Genomic DNA, 17,128 nt, shown 5'->3' on the forward strand with positions numbered 1-17,128 from the left:
CTCTTCGACCTGGTGTTCTAAAGCGTCCGGCGTCAAGCGTCTGGCGTCCGGCCTACCTCAATCAAACCGCCGCTCATCGGCGATCACCTTGCCATCGTTGGGCAGGGAACCCGGTGCCACCAGTTCCACACCGCCACGCAGCTTGGTGACCACCTGCAGGGTTTCGGTGACTTTCTCGGCGAAGGCGCTATCGCTGCTGTCGCATTCCGCCGACAGCACCATGCGGTCCTGCTCGTTTTCCCGCGTCACCACCAGACGGGCCCGCTGGATTTCCGGGTGCCGCTGCATCAGCTGGTTGATCTGCTCCGGCGCCACGAACATGCCCTTGATCTTGGTACGCTGATCGGCCCGGCCCATCCAGCCTTTTATACGTGGCGCGGTGCGTCCGCACGGGCTGGCACCGGGCATGATCGCGGTCATATCACCGGTGGCGATTCGGATCATCGGGAAGCTGGCATTGCGCAGCACGGTCACCACCATCTCACCGACCTCACCGTCCGGCAGCGGGTCCCCGCTACCCGGCCGCACCACTTCGATGAGGACGTCCTCGTCGGCGATCAGCCCTTCGCGCGCCTCCGATTCATAGGCCACCAGGCCGAGTTCGGCGGTTCCGAAGCTCTGCGACACCTTGACGCCCTGGGCTTCCACTTCCTGGCGCAGAGCGCTGCTGAGCGGCTCGCCGCCCACCGACGCCGCCACCAGCGAACTGGTGTCCTTGCCCAGTTCACGCCCCTTGTCCAGCAGCATTTTCAGAAACGACGGCGTGCCACCATAGTAGCTCGGACGCAGTTGCTGGATGGCGTCGAGCTGGATCTCGGTGTTGCCAACGCCCGCGGGAAACACCGAACAGCCAATCGCCCGGGCGCCACTGTCCACCATCATGCCGGCGGGGGTGAGGTGATAGGAAAAGGTATTGTGCACCAGAGCACCGGGGCGCATGCCCGACGCCCACATGGCACGGCCGAAACGCCAGAAATCCGCAATCGACTCACTGGCCTCGTAAATCGGCCCGGGCGAAAGGAAAACCCGCGACAGCTCGCCCATCGGCGCCGCTTCCATGCCGCCCAATACGCCCTGGGCCTGAATCGCGGGGATATCGGACTTGCGTGTCAGCGGAATCCGGGCCAGGTCCGCCGGTCCCTGAATCCGCCCGGGTTCAATGTCAGCCAACACACCGGCCCAGTAACGGGATTGCGCCTTGGCGTGAGCCAACGCCTCGCGCAGCGCTTCCCATTGTCGTGCCGACCGCTCATCAGGCGAGCGGGTTTCACGATCATCCAGATACGCGGAATGACTACCCATGCTGTTTCTCCTGAGCACGACCGGCGCTCACCGGTCGTCACAAACTGATGAATCCACCGCTCACGGCGTCAGGACAACCAACGCTTGCGGCGACGATAATGCTTGGTATCACGGAAGCTCTTGCGTCCTTCTCCGGATCCCACGCCAAGGTAGAACTCCTTGACGTCCGGGTTTTCACGCAACTGGGCGGCATCGCCGTACATGACGATACGGCCGTTTTCCAGGATGTAGCCGTAATCCGCATGGCGCAGAGCCACATTGGTGTTTTGCTCGGCCACCAGGAAGGTCACGCCCTCCTCCTTGCGCAGCTTGGAGACGATGTTGAAGATCTCCTCCACCAACTGCGGCGCCAGGCCCATGGACGGTTCGTCCAGCAGGATCATGCGCGGCTTCGCCATCATCGCCCGGCCCATGGCCAGCATTTGCTGCTCACCGCCGGAGGTGTAGCCGGCCACCGAACGGCGGCGCTCCTTGAGGCGGGGGAAATAGGTGTAGACCATTTCCATGTCGCGCTGCACCGCGGCGGTGCCGTCACGCCGGCCGTAGGCGCCGACCAGCAGGTTTTCTTCCACGCTCAGGTGTTCGAATACCCGGCGCCCTTCCATGACGTGCAGTACACCTCGGCGCACACGGTCGGCGGCGCTCAAGGTGTCGATGCGCTCGCCGTTGTAATGGATCGATCCACGGGTGATGTCACCGCGCTCCCCGGTCAGCAAACCGGAAATGGCTTTCAAGGTGGTGCTCTTGCCGGCGCCGTTGCCGCCCAGCAAGGCGACAATGGAACCCGGTCCCACATCCAGGGATACCCCTTTGAGCACCAGCACCACATGGTTGTACACGACTTCGATGTTGTTGATGGAAAGCAGGGTCTGTTCGGCCTGTCGAGCCGTGGCTTGTTCCGCCATGTCGTTCTTCCTCTGTTCGGCCAGCGGTGCCGGAGTGCTTGCTACTCCGGCACCGCGCCTTTGGTCACAGGGCCGTTAGTCGCAGGATTTGGGGGTGATGCCTTCCTGCTTGGCGTAGGCTTCCGCCGACGCTTTGTACATCGGGAACACCAGGTCCTTGTTCGGTTTACGGAATTCGGTGACCTGTTCCCAGGCTTCCCCGTTCCACTGCTGGATCAGCGCCATGCCGGGTCCCTCGTGGTCCAGACAGGTGATGTGCACCGGCGGCATCAGGCCGCCCATACCCAGCTCCTTGGTGCGGGCTTCAGGGATATCCAGACTCTGCCATGCCTTCAGGGTTTCCTCGCGAGTGGAAGGCCGGCCTTTCTCGGACATGTCCTGAGCCTGACGCCAGGCTTCGATGATGTAACCGGCGTTAATCAAGCCGCGGTTATAGGCGATGGTGCCTTTGGCGTCGCCGGATCCCGCCGCTTTGCCGGCGTCGTATACGTGTTTCTTCAACGCGTCATAGATCGGGTAATCGGCGCCCGGACCGTGGAAGGTGACCGCTTTGTAGCCTTTGGCATCTTCTCCCGCGGGCTTCACCGCATCGTCCTGGGCGGCATAGATACCACCGATCATGTGGCTGACGTCGATGCCCATGGAAGAGGCGGTACGGATGGCGGTGGGGTTCATCACGCCCCAACCGAACAGGGAGATCCAGTCCGGTTTGATACGCCGCACCTGAGTCCATACCGTGCGCTGCTCCACGCCCGGCGGAGAGATCGGTACTTCATGCAGGGTGAAACCGTATTTTTCCGCGTAATGGCGCAGCACCCCCAACGGCTCACGGCCGTAGGCGGAATCGTGATAGGCGTGGACGATGTCCTTGCCTTTCAGGTTTTCCCAGCCGCCTTCCTGCTCGGCGATGTAGTCCATCACCACGGTGGTACTGGACCAGTAGGTGGTGGGTACCATGAAGACGTTATCCAGCACCGGACCATAGGCGGCATCGGCGCGTCCGTAGCCCATGGTGCTCATGGTGATGCCATCCGCCCGGGTGCGCGGAATCAGCGCGTAGGTGATCCCGGTGGACAACGGTGCCACCACGGTGGCACCGCCGTGGCGGTCCTTGAGACGTTCATAGCATTCCACGCCGCGGTCATTGGCATAACCGGTTTCGCATTCCTCAAGGCGAATTTTCACGCCGTTGATACCGCCGTCACGCTCATTGATCAATGTCACGTAATCCGCGAAGCCATCGGCGAAGCCGATGCCGCTGGGCGCGAAGGGACCGGTGCGGTACACCAGACTCGGCAGGTACTGTTCCTTGGCTTCCTGAGCCTGCGCGGAGATCGCGCCGGTCAGGCCGATGCAGGCGCTCAGCCCGATCAGCGCCGCTTTCTGCAACATTGTTGTTTTCATGATCGTCCTCCAAGGGGGCAAGCCCCCGACCCTTGATTTGTTATTTCGTTGTCCGCCCGACCGGGCGATGTTTTCTGTTACACCCTCGTCATCACCGTCGTGATCAATAGGGGAACGGCCACAGCCGCAGTTTCTGTTTGGCGATGCTCCACAGACGGGCCATGCCATGGGGCTCCACGATCAGGAAGAAAATAATCAGGGAGCCGAAGATAAACACTTCGATATAGCTGATCATGGCGGTGCTCAATGGCAGCCCCAGGGCGCTGGGAATGATATTGAGGAAAATCGGCACCAGGACCACGAAGGCGGCGCCCAGGAAACAGCCCAGAATCGACCCCAGGCCGCCGATGATCACCATGAACAGGACGTCGAAGGAGGTATAGATATTGAACGCGTCCGCCTCCAGCTGGCCCAGGTACAGGAAGGCCCAGAGCACGCCGGAGATGCCGATGAAGAACGAGCTCACCGCGAACGCCTTCAGCTTGGTGGGCATCGGCCGGATACCGATGATCTCCGCCGCCACGTCCATATCGCGGATCGCCATCCATTTACGGCCGGTGGCACTGCGCACCAGGTTCTTGGCCAGCAGCGCCATGAGCACCAGTATGATCAGCGATAGATAATAGCGGTCGGTGACGGTCTCGATGCTCCAGCCGAACATGTGGAAGTCCGGCGCCGAGATCACCCCGGAAGCGCTGTAATTGTTGAACCAGGGGCGCTGCAGCAGCCACACCAGAAAGAACTGCGCCGCCAGCGTGGTCACCGCCAGATAGAACCCCTTGATGCGCAGTGCCGGCAGGCCGAACAACACCCCTGCGCCGGAGGTGATCAACCCCGCCAGCACGAAGATAACCGGCATCGGCAAGTCAGTGCGGATAGCCAGGTTCCAGGCGGCGAACGCGCCCACCGCCATGAAGCCGCCGGTGCCCAGGGAAATCTGCCCGCAGTAGCCCACAAGGATGTTGAGCCCGATGGCCGCCAGCGAATAAATCAAAAACGGCAACAGCAACGAGTTCATCACATAGTTGGACGCGGTGAACGGAACCACCAGAAACGCCACCAGCAATACCAGGATCAGGAAAATACGGTCCTGGCGCAGCGGCAGAATCGCCTGGTCGGCCTGATAGGTTTTTTTGAACTGTCCGGATTCGCGATAAATCATGCGGTCAGATCCTTTCTATAATTTTTTCGCCAAACAGGCCTTCCGGCCGCCATACCATGAACGCCATGGCAATGATGTACGCGAACCAGCTGTCGATGCCGCCGCCGATGATCGGGCCCAGATAGACCTCGGCCAGAGCTTCGCCGGCGCCAATGATAAGACCGGCGACGATGGCGCCCGGGATCGAGGTGAGCCCGCCCAGCAACAGCACCGGCAGCGCCTTGAACGCCACGTCCACCATGACCGGCTGCACTCCCAGGGCGCCGCCCCAGACGATGCCGGCCACCACCGCCACCAAACCGGCGATGGACCACACCACCACCCACACCGTGCTTAACTTGATGCCCACTGACTGTGCCGCCTGGTGATCGTCCGCCACCGCTCTCAACACCCGTCCCATGCGGGTCTTCTGCGAGAAGAACACCAGCCCCACCACCAGCGCGGCGACGATGGCCGCGGTGATCAGGTCATAGCTCTGCAGCAGCATGTCGCCGAGAAAGATCGGATCGGAGGGGATGCCCACGTCCAGCGTGCGCGATCGGCTGCCCCAGAAAATCTCGGCGAAACCGATCAGGGCGAAGAAGATACCGATAGTGGACATGAACAGGATGATCGGTTCCTGGTTCACCATCGGGCGCAACACCACCCTCTCGATGACCCAGGCCACGCCGATCATGATCACCAGGGTGATCGGGATCGCCAGCCAGTACGGCAGGCCCCAGTCGTTGTGCATGCCGCCCATGAACATGGCGGCGAACAGGACCATCGCCGCCTGGGCGAAGTTGAAGATGCCGGAGGCCTTGAAGATCAGAACGAAGCCCAGCGCCACCAGTGCGTACATCACGCCGGCCAGCAAGCCGCCGATGAGAACTTCCAGAAAAAAAATCATGGCTATGCGCTCTCCTGTTCCTGAACACCCAGATAAGCCTCGATCACCTTGGGATCGTTGCTCACCTCCCTGGGCGTGCCCTCGCCAATCTTCTCGCCGTGATCCAGCACCACGATGCGATCGGACAGATCCATCACCACGCCAATATCGTGTTCGATCAGACAGATGGTGGTGCCGTATTCATCGTTGACGTCGAGAATGAAACGGGCCATGTCCTGTTTTTCTTCCAGGTTCATGCCCGCCATGGGCTCATCCAGCAACAGCAGTTCCGGCTCCGCCGCCAGCGCCCGGCCCAGTTCCACCCGCTTCTGCAGGCCGTAGGGCAAGGTGCCCACCGGAGTCTTGCGCACATGCTGCAGGTTGAGGAAATCGATGATCTCCTCGCAGAAATGCCGGTGCTCCAGCTCCTCGCGGCGGGCGCGGCCGAACCAGAAGGCGTTCTCCAGCAGCGAGGCTTTGGTTTTCAGATGCCGGCCGGTCATGATGTTGTCCAGGGTCGACATGCCCTTGAACAGGGCAATATTCTGAAACGTCCGGGCAATGCCCTGACTGGCGGTGACGTAGGGCCGCATATGCTTACGCGGTTGCCCTTTGTAGGTCAGGGTTCCGGAGGTGGGATGATAGAAACCGTTGATGCAATTGAGCATCGACGACTTGCCCGCCCCGTTGGGCCCGATAATGGAAAAAATCTGCCCCTTGCGGATCTCGAAGCCCACGTCATGCAGGGCACGGACCCCACCAAAACGCAGCTCCACATTTTCGACTTTGAGCAGTACTTCCGACGCCTGCTCGCGTGGCGTCAGATCGGAAACCGTTGCCACCATGGTTCACCCCGCCTTGCTGAGCTGCTGATAGGTACTGGCGTCACTGATCGACAACGTGGAACTCAGTTGACCGGTGCTGCCGTCCTCGTAAGTCACCCGAACGTCCACGTCCACCTTTTCGTCACCGCCGTACAGCGCTGAAATCAGCGGCTCATAGCGCTCGGCGATGATGCGCCGGCGCACCTTGCGGGTACGGGTGATTTCGCCGTCGTCCGGGTCCAGCTCCTTGTGCAGGATGAGGAAGCGATGGATCTGGATCGATGCCATTTCCGGATCCTCGGCCAGATCCCGATTGACCGCTTCCACTTCTTCCCTGATCAACTGATACACCTCCTCACGGCCGGCCAGATCCATGTAGCCGGTGAACGAGATGTTGCGCCGCTCCGCCCAGTTGCTCAGTGCTTCGAAATCGATATTGATGAACGCGGTGACGTAATCCCGTTGATGGCCGAATGCCACCGCCTCCTTGATGTGCGGATGGAACTTGAGTTTGTTCTCGACGAATTTGGGGCTGAACAGGGTGCCGCCATTGAGACGCCCCACATCCTTGGCCCGGTCGATGATGCGCAGATGGCCATCCTCGGTAAACATGCCGGCGTCGCCGCTGTGCACCCAGCCATCCTCGGTCTTGGTCTCACGGGTGGCTTCTTCGTTCTTGTAATAGCCCATGAAAACGCCGGGGCCGCGGAACATCACCTCGCCATTCTCATCCAACCGTATTTCCACGCCTTCCGCTGGCGGTCCGACGGTGTCCGGGCGCACGTCGTTGTCCTTTTGCAGACACAGGTATACGGAACATTCCGTCTGCCCGTACAGCTGTTTGAGGTTGATACCCAGGGCGCGGAAGAAATCGAAAATATCCGGCCCCAGCGCCTCACCAGCGGTGTAGGCCAGACGAATACGGCTGAAGCCGAGCACGTTACGCAGCGGTCCGTAGACCAGCACATTGCCCAAGGCGTAGTGCAATCGTTCCAGTAACGACACCGGCTTGCCTTCCAGCAGACGCACGCCAACCTTGCGGGACACTTTCATGAAGTGCTGGAACATGATCTGTTTGAGGCGGCTGGCGTTCTCCATCCTCACCATCACATTGGTGATCAGGTTTTCCCAGATCCGTGGCGGCGCGAAGAAATAAGTGGGGCCGATTTCGCGCAGATCAGTCATCACCGTTTCCGGAGATTCCGGGCAGTTGAAGCAGAAGCCGGAGATCAGGCTCTCGCCGTAAGTGATGAAGTGATCGCCCACCCAAGCCATCGGCAAATACGCCAGGGTTTCGTCTTTCTCGGTGATGTTGTCGAACTTCACCGCCAACTTGCCGGTCTCGATCAGATTGTCATAGCTGAGCATGACGCCCTTGGGCCGGCCGGTGGTACCAGAGGTGTAGACAATGATGGACAAGTCCCCGCCCTGGCCCAGGGCCACTTCGCGAGCGAAGAAATCACTGTTCTCGCGGGCATGGACGCGGCCTTTTTCCTGTACCCCGGTCAATTCGTGTAAAAACGGTTCCGGATAGTTGCGCAGGCCCCTCGGGTCGTCATAGACCATGGTCTCCAGGCTCGGTACCTGACTTTTGATATCCAGCACCTTGTCCACTTGCTCCTGGTTTTCCACCACCGCGAAGCGAACTTCCGCATGATGCAGTACATACTGCATCTCATCGCCAACCGAGTCCTGATACAGCGGTACCGGAATCGCGCCCATGGCCTGTATCGCGGCCACCGACCAATACAACTGCGGCCGGTTGTCGCCGATCACCGCCACGCGGTCGCCGCGTTGCAAGCCGAGCGCCTTCAGTCCTCCGGCCAGGGCTTCCACTTCCTTGTACACCTGACGCCAGGTCCAGGTCTGCCAGATGCCCAGATCCTTCTCCCGCATGGCATCCACATTCGGCCGGTGCCCAGCGTTATGGATCAGCAGTTTGGGAAATGTGTCCAGTTCATTGACCGACATGGCGGACACCTCCCATTCTTCTCATACCAATCCGACGGTTGGTCAAGGTGAAGCAGGGGTTCGCCACGGTGATTCCGGTGCGGCCCGGACAGGCTCGGGGAGCGGCGACGGAGCAGGACCGAACAAGGGAATGACAGGAAATCGCGGAGCTCATGGCAGCCGTGGCACGTTCAATAGACCTGCCGGTGCCACCAGTGCCGCCCGCCAAACGAGGGATACACGTCAAGGCTCTCACCTCCAGCTTTTGCGCGGCCGCCCGGGCCACGACGTTATTGTTATTAACATTGGGAACGCTGTAAGTACTTGTTCACAGGTTCCTTTTATACGTACTCTTTTCTGTTTCAGGCTACCCGCCTGACGGCCTTTTGCAAGCGGTCCGCACAACGGCGTCCGCGGGATCATCCAGGGCCGGCGCATCAGCGCATGACCATCTATATCATCGACTGGCTGCACCAAGCTGTCGTTTCCGCGACAATCTGGGAAAGAAGCTCTTTTTCAGACCGGAGTACGGGATTACAACACCATGTCCGTCAAAGATCATAGCGATGACATCAGCACCCCCCACGGCGACGTGGAGAGCATGCTGCGCGACTCGATCTGGGCCCAGAACCTGGATTCCGTGGCGCTGGACCACGTGCGCAGCCAGATCACCGAGCGAGAAGTGGGCCCGGGAGACTATGTCTGTCATCAGGGCTACCCGGCGGACCACTGGATCGGCGTGATTCAGGGGCTGGTGAAACTCAGCGTGCTGTCTCCGGAGGGCAAGGCGATCACCCTTACCGGCGTCAATGCCGGCGGCTGGTTCGGCGAAGGCTCGTTGCTCAAGGACGAACCCCGTCGCTATGACGGTATCGCGGTGGGCCAGACCCGGGTGGCTCTGATGCCCCGGGCCACGTTCACCTGGTTGCTGGACAACAGTATCGCCTTCAACCGTTTCCTGTTGCGGCAACTGAACGAGCGCCTCGGCCTGTTCATCTCCATGGTCAGCTTCGATCGCATGCTGCGCCCCGAAGCGCGGGTGGCCCGCTGTCTGGCCACGCTGTTCAATTCCTACCTCTACCCCAATGGCTCCCTGAGCCTGAAGGTCTCCCAGGAAGATGTGGCGCAACTGTGTGGTATGTCACGCCAGCGCGCCAATCAGGCCCTGCGCGAACTGGAAGCCAACGGCCTGCTGAAAGTGGAATACGGCCGCATCAACATCCAGGACCTGGAAGCACTGCGGGACTATGGGGAATGAGAAAGGCAGTGGACAGTTGATAGTGGACAGTTGACAGCGAAAACAAGGGACGGAACTGCTGTGGGAAGCTTGCTTGCAAGCGAATGGGGTTCGCTCAGGCGTTTAGCAATATTCGCTTGCAAGCAAGCTTCCCACAGCGGCTAAAGATGACCTGTTTTTTCTTTCGCTGTTAACTGTTCACTATTAACTATTCACTGATTTTTCCCGGTGGCTGGAAGCCGAATCCGGAGAAGGCGCGGGCGAGGCCGGGTTTTTCCGGCGCCGTGGCCCAGCTGAGAAAAGCGCCGGAAGACACCGTCGGTTGGGGTACCTCCCCAACCACCTGGACTACCCGTCGGGCGATGGCGTCACCGGAGTCAATCCAGTGCAGCGGGCCCGGTACCATTGATGCCAGGGATTCCCGCAACAACGGGAAATGGGTGCAGCCGAGCACCACGGTGTCCAGTTGGGGAATCGCCGCCAGTGGCGCCAGGCATTCGGCGAGCACCCGGGCGTCCAGCGGCTCTCCCGCCAGCCAGCGTTCCGCCTGGGCCACCAGAGGATCGGCGGCGATACGCGCCACGGTGCAGTGGCCGGCGAACTCCGCGATCAGACGATCGGTGTAGGGGCGTGCCACGGTGGCGGTGGTGGCCAACAGGGCGATAACCCCGGAGCGGCTCAGCCGCGCCGCCGGTTTGATCGCCGGCACCGTCCCCACCACCGGAATCGCCAGCCGTTCACGTAACGCCTCCAGCGCCAGAGTACTGGCGGTATTGCAGGCCACCACCAGCACCCGGGCGTCACTGGCCACCACCGCCGCCGCGCAGACGTCGACGATCCGGCGCAGCAGCCAGGAATCCGGCTTGGTGCCGTACGGCAAGGCGGCGTTGTCGCAAACATAGGCCAGCGGCAGCCCCGGCACCTGCTGACGCAGGGCCGTCACCACCGACAGGCCGCCGACACCGGAATCGAACACCAATACCGGGCGGCTCACAGCACCACCCGCAACCACAGCCACCACAACCAGTGCTTTTGACCGGCCAGGAAGCGTCTGGCGGCGCTGGCGGTCCGTTCCTGGCCACGCAGTCGCCACCAGTAGCGGCGCACCAGACGCAGACGCACCGCCGCATCGATCTCGTCACTGTCGAGCAGCCATTCCAGCGCAAACCCGAATAGCCCGCCGCGCCGTGGATCCCGACGTAACCGCTCAACGTTAGCCAGAAGTTGCTCAGCGGACACACCCGCCAGGGCCTGGGCCCGGGCCCAGACCACTACCACGGCGTCGGGCATGTCGGAGTCAGCCAGCCAGTCCGGCGCTGCCCGCCACAGCGCCTGGCGGGCATCGGAGCCAGCGGCCGCCACCCATACCAGCGGCTCCAGCAGCAGCCAGTTGTTATCGCGCCAGTCGCGGATCACGCTTTGGTACAATGGCCAGGCCGCGCCCAGCTCCGCGGACTCCAGCGCCAGCCTCAACTGACGGGCGCGCACGAACACATTGCCCTCGTCGACCAGGATACGGGTCAGCAACTCCCGCGCCCGCTCGGGGTGCCCGCTGTCCATATAGTGATCCAGCAGGGTCAGTTGGATATAAGTATCGGAATAATCCCGCGCCAAAGCCCGTTCCAGGTAATCGGACACTTCGTCCTCGATGGCCCGCCGGGCCTCCCCCTCGGTCACCTCCAGCATCAGCTCGGCGGCTTCCACCAGGGCGCCGGCATGCCCCGGCTGCAGCGCCACCAACTGGCGGCTGGCGTGCAGACAGGGTTCCACTTCCCCGGCGTCCTTGTACCAGGTAGCCAGCAGACGCCAGCCACGGGAGAACGCCGGATCATCGCGCAACACCTGATCCCGCATCATGCTGATGGCGGTGTCGCGATCGCCCTGTTGATAACGCAGCCAGGCGGTGAAGCCCAGTACTTCGGTGGGCGGCGGCCCGCGCCAGTAGTCCCGCGACAGCAGCGGCTCAATCTCCTTTTCCCGGCCGATCCGGTGCAACACCTCGCATTGGTCGATCACCAGAGAGGGGTCGTGGGGACGCAGTGTCCGTGCCCGCTCGATGAACGCCAGTTCCTGATCCTGCTCATCAGTGAGCAGATAGCAGTGGCGCCACAGGTCGGCGTTACTTTCCTGCTCGTTGGCAAGCCGTTCCGCCAGCGCCAGCGCCTCACCACGGCGATCGGTTTCCCGCGCCCATTCCCCCAGCTTGTCCCAGCCCCAGTGGTAATCCGGGGTCTCGGCCAGGGCACGGACCATGGTGTCGAAGGCCTCCTCGCGCTGCCCGCGCCGCCACAGCAGATCGGACTTGTAACCCAGCAGCATCCCTTCCCGGGGCAGGCGCCGCAAAGCGCGGTCGATGTGCCCTTCGGAGGCGTCGAAGTCGCCCCGCACTTCCAACACATCGGACAAGGAAATCACCGCCTGTACCCAGTCCGGCGATTGCCGCAGGCACTCGGTGAGATCCGCCTCCGCGCCCTCGGTATCGTCCGCCAGCAGACGCAGACGGCCGCTTTCCAGCCACAGGCGCGGAATCAGAGGAAAACGCCGGCACCCCTCCTGAATACACCCAAGCGCGCGGTCCAGACGGCGCACGTCGCGGTGGAAATGGGCTGCCGCCAACCAGCTCTGCCACAGGTCCGGGCGTTCGGCGATGACCTGGTCCACGAACGCCGCCACCTCATCATCCGGGAGGAACCGGCGGGCCAGCTCCACGAAGGCCTGCACACCATCTCCAAACGTCACCTGCTCCAGCAACTGCCGGTGAATGAAGCCCAGCGCCTCGCGCTTGGCGGCCACGTCCGGGTAACACTCCAGCAAGCCGTGAAAGGCGTCCGGCCGGTCCACGCTGGCCTGGATCGCGGCACGGAACGCCTGTGCCGCGGCGTCGTTGTCCTGGGCCAGCAGATGGGCTCGCGCGCTGATCACCAGTGCCTGGTGGTCGTCCGGGGCTTCCGCCAGCACCCTGCTGGCGAAACGCAGGGCCTGAGCGTAATCGCCGCGCTCCAGGGCGCAATCGGCCATTGCCCGGGCCACCCGGCTGTCGTCCCCGGCCTGCGCCGCCAGGGCCTCCAGTTGCGGCCAGCGCTGGCTCGGTGGCAGTGCTTCAAGGAAGTCGAGCTTAACGCCGCGAATACCATAATCATGAGGATTCAGGCTGCCCTGGCGGTCGATGAACGCGAGCGCCGCCTCCAGGCTGTCCTCGCGTCGCAGTTGTCCGGCAACGAAGCGCAGCGCGCCGGTGTGGAACGGCCGCAGCGCCAGCAGCGCCCGGAAGTGAACACTCGCCTGCTCCAGGTCTCCGGCCTGGCGGGCGATATCCCCCTCGAACTCCAGCACCATCGCTTCCGGCAGATCGTCGCGGCGCTGGGCCAGCAACACCCGGGCCCGTTCCAGATCGGACCGGCTCTGATAGAAAATCAGCGCTTCGTTAACCAGCCAGACATTGCGCGGATGCTCGTTCAGCGCCTGCTCGAACACCTCCCCGGCTTCGCGGCTCAGATCCAGCTGCTCCAGCATCAACGCCAGCGTCACCCGGGCATCGGCGGACAACGGCCCGAGCCGGTCGGCCCGGCGACGCAGCCAATCCAGGGCCTGGTCGGTCTGACGCAGAAAGCGGGCTGCCTTGAAGTAGCTCTGGGCGTAGCGCTCCACCTTGTCTTCCAGGCAAGCGCAAAGGCGGTACAACTCAAACGCTTGTTCGCGCTTGCCCTCGTCCCAGTTAAGCCCGGCCAGGGAATACAACGCGGTGGCGCGGGTCGGTTCCAGGCGCAGCAAGCGCTCCAGCCACTGATGGGTTTCCTCCGCCACTCGATAGTCATGGCGCAGGGCATGGACCAGCGTCTGAATCAGCAGCGGGTGGCTGTGGCCAGCCTCCAATTGCTCACGCAGATAGGTACGCTGCTCCTGGAACCGGCCCAGTTCGCCGAGCATATCGGCCCGCGAGGCGATCAAATTGAGGTCTTCCGGATAGCGTTCCAGCAGCGCGTCCAGGGTCTTCAACGAGGCCGGGGCGTCGTGATCATAGGCGGCCAGACTGCGCTCCCCCCACAGCACCAGCCGGTGCTCGGAGCCTTCCTGGCGCAACCGTTCCAGCGCCGTCACCGCCGCGGACCGGTCGTGCCGTTCCAACGCCAATTGCAAATCATGGTAATGGTCGTAAAGCCGCGCCGCGGGCAGTTCGATGCCATCCAGCCGCCCGGCCTGATCCGATGGCACCATCACCATGCAGCGCGGGCCGGTGGCGGCGTAGCGTTTGGCGGCACCGTCCATCAGCATTTCGCTGATCAGCGGCGAAAAAGGATCACGGATTTTATACACGCCCTTGCGCAAGTCGTAACCGACAATGGCCTGCATATGGGCGCTGCCCGGCTCCACCGTGGACAGCGCCACCGGCACCCCCCGATCCACCAGGGTCCGAATGATGTCGTGATCCATCTCGAATTCACGCACATGCCAACCCAGCTCGCTGATCCAGCGCCGTTCGGTGGAGGCCGGCGTGCCGTCGTAACAGATCTGCTCCGCCACTTCCAGGTGGTCGAACTGGTGCCCCCAGTAGCGGGCCAGCGCCACGAAGGTGGCGGGGGCGCAGGTCATATGGTGCTGGCGCACGAACGCCACCGGCAGCAATGCCTCCGCCGGCTGATCCCGACGTTCGCGCAAGCTTTCGCGGACACTGACCACGAACGGGTCCTTCAGCTCATCCGCCGCCCGCAGCGCCTGATCCAGCTCGCCGCGCTCGTAGTGCAGCTCGAACTCCCGATAGACCAGTTCCCGGTCCACGGTGCCCGGCAGTTCCGGCACCAACGAGCGGGCCCGTTGCAACGCCTCGGCGGCGGGCCCACGTTCACCGTTTTCCAGCAACAGATCATAACGGCGCAGACACAGGTCCACGGATTCCAGTCGCGGAGCCTGTTCCGCCAGCAGCGCCAGGGCCTCGTCGCGGCGATCCAGCAATAACAGCAACTCAGCCCCGGCGGCCACCATCGGACGCGGCGGCGTGGGCGATGCCAACCACGGTTCCAATACCGTCATTGCTTCCGGATAGTGGTCTTGCCGTTGCAGAATGACGGCGTGTTCCAGCGCCAGCCAGGAGGAGCCCGGATGCAGGGCCTGGGCCCGTTCAAGGAATTCGTGGCTGCGTTCCCAATCGCGGTAGATGCTGTAGAGCGTGGCGAAATGGCCGAGCCACAGCCCCTGCAGATGGGGGTCGTCCTCGCACAGGATCTCGCCGTGCTGGTGGATGAAACGCAGAGCCGCCCAGGGCCCGCGCCGGCCGAGCAACTGGAACCCGCGATAATAACGCTGGCGCGGCCGCTCAGGCGCGCCGCGCCAGGCAAGCTGCATCAGTGCCAGGGCGATGCGGGAGCGGCCCAGATGGTTCAGCGTGCGGCCGCCCAGCAATTGCAATTCCGGGTCTCGCCATCGGGCCGGTTCACCGTGTTCGCGACACAAAATATCGAAGGTCTGCCGGTACAGCCCCTGCTGGTACTTTTGGCGCGCTTGCCACAACGCATCCGTGGTTTCGGTGACTCCCTGCTGCACGCTCCCCTCTCCCCTTGCCATTTTAAAAAAGAGGGACATGTTAGCCGTGCGAGACGAGAACCGCACCGTATGCGGCAGTTCATTGTGGGAAGGTGGTCTCAGATTTGGCGCGCGACGCCGGACGCCGGTAATGCAAAACCAGACCCAACGCCCTGGCAGGCACTAAGCAACGCTTTTTTATGGTTCATCGCGGTTTGGCGGGAAGGGTCGCTCCGGCGGGGGCTCCGTGCAGCCCCGATTCGAGTGAACCACCGCGTTGCGGACGCCAACAACGACAAACCTTTCCAGGAGAGCAAAGGAGACCCCTTTTGCTCGGTTACCTCGAAAACATCCATTCAGATCATGCTACGAAGCCGCTGTGGGAAGCTTGCTCGCAAGCGAATCGCCAACGACCCAGGGCATTCGCGGCCAAGGCCGCTTCCCACAGCGGCTTCGTGGCATGATCTGTGGGCGACCCGCTTGCTGGCGAATAGAGCGGCTGGTAGCCCCTTCCGTTACAGACCCGCGCCCATGATTGAAGCGCCGTGGCCTTCTAAACCGCGATGAACCTTTTTTATGAGCGCCGTCCATGGCGGTCACCCTTCGGGCCGTCGCGCGGCCCCGGGTTTTGACTTTAGCGTTCGACGTCGAGCGTCCGACGTCCGACACCTTCCTCCTCCAGCCACCGCGCCAGACGCGCCACCACCGCCGCCGGCCGCCTTGCCCAGCGAAAATGGTCCGCCTTGTCGTTCAGTTCCCCGGCGCTGAGCACCTGTTCCTCCGGACGATGACGCTGAAAACGCCGTAACACCGAATCCACCGCGATGGCGGACGCAAAAGGGTCGTTCTCCATACGCAGCATCAAGGCGGGGCCGGTGTAATCCGCCAGCGACTGATCCACCCGGCGGTCATCGGCCCCCAGCCGATAACGATTAGTCAGTGCCAGGTGACGCCAATCACTCATCACGCCACGCGCCTCCCGCCCCCCGAAACCGAGGCGGTCACCGGGGTAATAGCCAAACAGCAAGTGGCACAACGGAATCAGGCGGGTGAGCCGTTGCACCCGGCGGCGGTCCGCTTCCTGATAAGCGGTGATCCAGGGGCTGCCGCAGGCGCACATGACGATACCCTCGAAACGCTGCGGGTAGAGACCCGCGCACATCGCCGCATAGTGGCCGCCAAGGCTGTGGCCAAACAGGTAAACCGGCTGCCGCGTCGCCTCCCTGGCGATCCAGTCCAGCACCGCCGGCACGTCGTCCTCGACGACGTCACGAAAGCTCCAGTTATGCCGTCTCGAGGGACGCAGAGCACTGCTGCCCAGGCCCCGCTGCTCCATCAGCGCCACCGACCAGCCCTGCGCGGCCAGCTCCGCCACCAGTTTGTCGTAGAAGGGCGCGGCCACGCCGAGGGCACCCATGACCAGAAAGACCGGGCCGCCACCGGACACCCAGGTGACCGGCACCGAATAGCCCTTCCCGTTATCGATCCGTACCCATTGTGCTTCGCTCATCCCCTTTCTCCCCACGCCGGGAGGGGGCCTCCTCAGCGCGCTTCGGTTTTTGTCTTACCACAACGCTGGCACCGGTAAAGGGTGACCAGACGTCCCTGCTTGGAATCGAAAGTGGTGTCCTTCGCCACCACCCATTTATGGAAGCCATGGCGGCACAGACTTTTGTTGGCGGCTTTCTTTTTCGCCGGTTTCTTGAAGGGCAGGATATCGGCCATGACCGGGCCTCGTGAGGTTAAGAGCCCTTCAGCATAGCGGTCACCACACGACAGCCGCCAGCATTGCCGTCATTACCAGTTCCAGCAGCAGAAACACCGCCACCGGTAACCATCGCTGTCCTACAATTCGCTGTCACGCCTACACGCAACACGCTGGCACGCCGATTCGCGAGCAAGCTCGCTTCCCACAACGGCTGTGTAGTTCCCATTACGGGAGCAATAGGGTGGCCCTGC

At 62.6% G+C, this 17,128-nt stretch carries 12 protein-coding genes; 1 reads left to right on the forward strand and 11 read right to left on the reverse strand.

The annotated features are described in order from the left end of the window. Positions 1-57: 57 nt before the first annotated feature. From A6D6_RS18425 to A6D6_RS18455, 7 genes are all read right to left on the reverse strand, one after another. A complete protein-coding gene (locus A6D6_RS18425; protein ID WP_159661515.1) occupies positions 58-1,302 on the reverse strand; it encodes a phenylacetate--CoA ligase family protein in 1,245 nt (414 codons plus the stop codon). A 68-nt stretch (positions 1,303-1,370) separates the two neighbouring features. Further along, entirely contained in the window at positions 1,371-2,207 is an 837-nt protein-coding gene (locus tag A6D6_RS18430) for an ABC transporter ATP-binding protein (RefSeq protein ID WP_159661516.1), read from the reverse strand. Between the two features lie 75 nt (positions 2,208-2,282). Continuing rightward, complete coding sequence (locus A6D6_RS18435) at positions 2,283-3,611, reverse strand: ABC transporter substrate-binding protein (protein ID WP_159661517.1); 1,329 nt, start codon at positions 3,609-3,611, stop codon at positions 2,283-2,285. A 103-nt stretch (positions 3,612-3,714) separates the two neighbouring features. Continuing rightward, a complete protein-coding gene (locus tag A6D6_RS18440) occupies positions 3,715-4,773 on the reverse strand; it encodes a branched-chain amino acid ABC transporter permease (RefSeq protein WP_133490344.1) in 1,059 nt (352 codons plus the stop codon). A gap of 4 nt (positions 4,774-4,777) precedes the next feature. After that, on the reverse strand, positions 4,778-5,662 hold the full coding sequence (locus A6D6_RS18445) for a branched-chain amino acid ABC transporter permease (protein ID WP_159661518.1): 885 nt from the start codon (positions 5,660-5,662) through the stop codon (positions 4,778-4,780). 2 nt (positions 5,663-5,664) lie between these two features. Next, entirely contained in the window at positions 5,665-6,486 is an 822-nt protein-coding gene (locus tag A6D6_RS18450; RefSeq protein ID WP_133490343.1) for an ABC transporter ATP-binding protein, read from the reverse strand. A 3-nt stretch (positions 6,487-6,489) separates the two neighbouring features. Then, entirely contained in the window at positions 6,490-8,436 is a 1,947-nt protein-coding gene (locus A6D6_RS18455) for an AMP-binding protein (RefSeq protein ID WP_133490342.1), read from the reverse strand. Between the two features lie 523 nt (positions 8,437-8,959). Here A6D6_RS18455 and A6D6_RS18460 point away from each other — a divergent pair. Then, entirely contained in the window at positions 8,960-9,673 is a 714-nt protein-coding gene (locus tag A6D6_RS18460; RefSeq protein ID WP_133490341.1) for a Crp/Fnr family transcriptional regulator, read from the forward strand. A gap of 187 nt (positions 9,674-9,860) precedes the next feature. On the opposite strand, the gene murI is transcribed toward A6D6_RS18460, so the two are convergent. From murI to A6D6_RS18480, 4 genes are all read right to left on the reverse strand, one after another. Next, complete coding sequence (gene murI / locus A6D6_RS18465; protein WP_133490340.1) at positions 9,861-10,646, reverse strand: glutamate racemase; 786 nt, start codon at positions 10,644-10,646, stop codon at positions 9,861-9,863. Further along, a complete protein-coding gene (locus A6D6_RS18470; protein WP_159661519.1) occupies positions 10,643-15,190 on the reverse strand; it encodes a tetratricopeptide repeat protein in 4,548 nt (1,515 codons plus the stop codon). The genes murI and A6D6_RS18470 overlap by 4 nt, the downstream gene beginning before the upstream one ends. Before the next feature lie 613 nt (positions 15,191-15,803). Next, entirely contained in the window at positions 15,804-16,679 is an 876-nt protein-coding gene (locus A6D6_RS18475; protein WP_159661520.1) for an alpha/beta hydrolase family protein, read from the reverse strand. A 32-nt stretch (positions 16,680-16,711) separates the two neighbouring features. Further along, the gene (locus tag A6D6_RS18480; RefSeq protein ID WP_014993512.1) at positions 16,712-16,894 is read right to left on the reverse strand and encodes a hypothetical protein; all 183 of its coding nucleotides are present in this window, start codon (positions 16,892-16,894) and stop codon (positions 16,712-16,714) included. Positions 16,895-17,128: the final 234 nt, after the last annotated feature.

Origin of the sequence: Alcanivorax xiamenensis (assembly GCF_009846745.1) — a bacterium.
GTDB lineage: Bacteria > Pseudomonadota > Gammaproteobacteria > Pseudomonadales > Alcanivoracaceae > Alloalcanivorax > Alloalcanivorax xiamenensis.

Excerpts from the sequence above, each read along its gene's own strand:
- A6D6_RS18440 (WP_133490344.1), bottom strand. The coding sequence starts at position 4,773 with ATGATTTATCGCGAATCCGGACAGTTCAAAAAAACCTATCAGGCCGAC.
- A6D6_RS18455 (WP_133490342.1), bottom strand. The coding sequence starts at position 8,436 with ATGTCGGTCAATGAACTGGACACATTTCCCAAACTGCTGATCCATAAC.
- A6D6_RS18480 (WP_014993512.1), bottom strand. The coding sequence starts at position 16,894 with ATGGCCGATATCCTGCCCTTCAAGAAACCGGCGAAAAAGAAAGCCGCC.
- A6D6_RS18445 (WP_159661518.1), bottom strand. The coding sequence starts at position 5,662 with ATGATTTTTTTTCTGGAAGTTCTCATCGGCGGCTTGCTGGCCGGCGTG.
- A6D6_RS18430 (WP_159661516.1), bottom strand. The coding sequence starts at position 2,207 with ATGGCGGAACAAGCCACGGCTCGACAGGCCGAACAGACCCTGCTTTCC.
- A6D6_RS18425 (WP_159661515.1), bottom strand. The coding sequence starts at position 1,302 with ATGGGTAGTCATTCCGCGTATCTGGATGATCGTGAAACCCGCTCGCCT.
- A6D6_RS18435 (WP_159661517.1), bottom strand. The coding sequence starts at position 3,611 with ATGAAAACAACAATGTTGCAGAAAGCGGCGCTGATCGGGCTGAGCGCC.
- A6D6_RS18460 (WP_133490341.1), top strand. The coding sequence starts at position 8,960 with ATGTCCGTCAAAGATCATAGCGATGACATCAGCACCCCCCACGGCGAC.
- A6D6_RS18450 (WP_133490343.1), bottom strand. The coding sequence starts at position 6,486 with ATGGTGGCAACGGTTTCCGATCTGACGCCACGCGAGCAGGCGTCGGAA.
- A6D6_RS18475 (WP_159661520.1), bottom strand. The coding sequence starts at position 16,679 with ATGAGCGAAGCACAATGGGTACGGATCGATAACGGGAAGGGCTATTCG.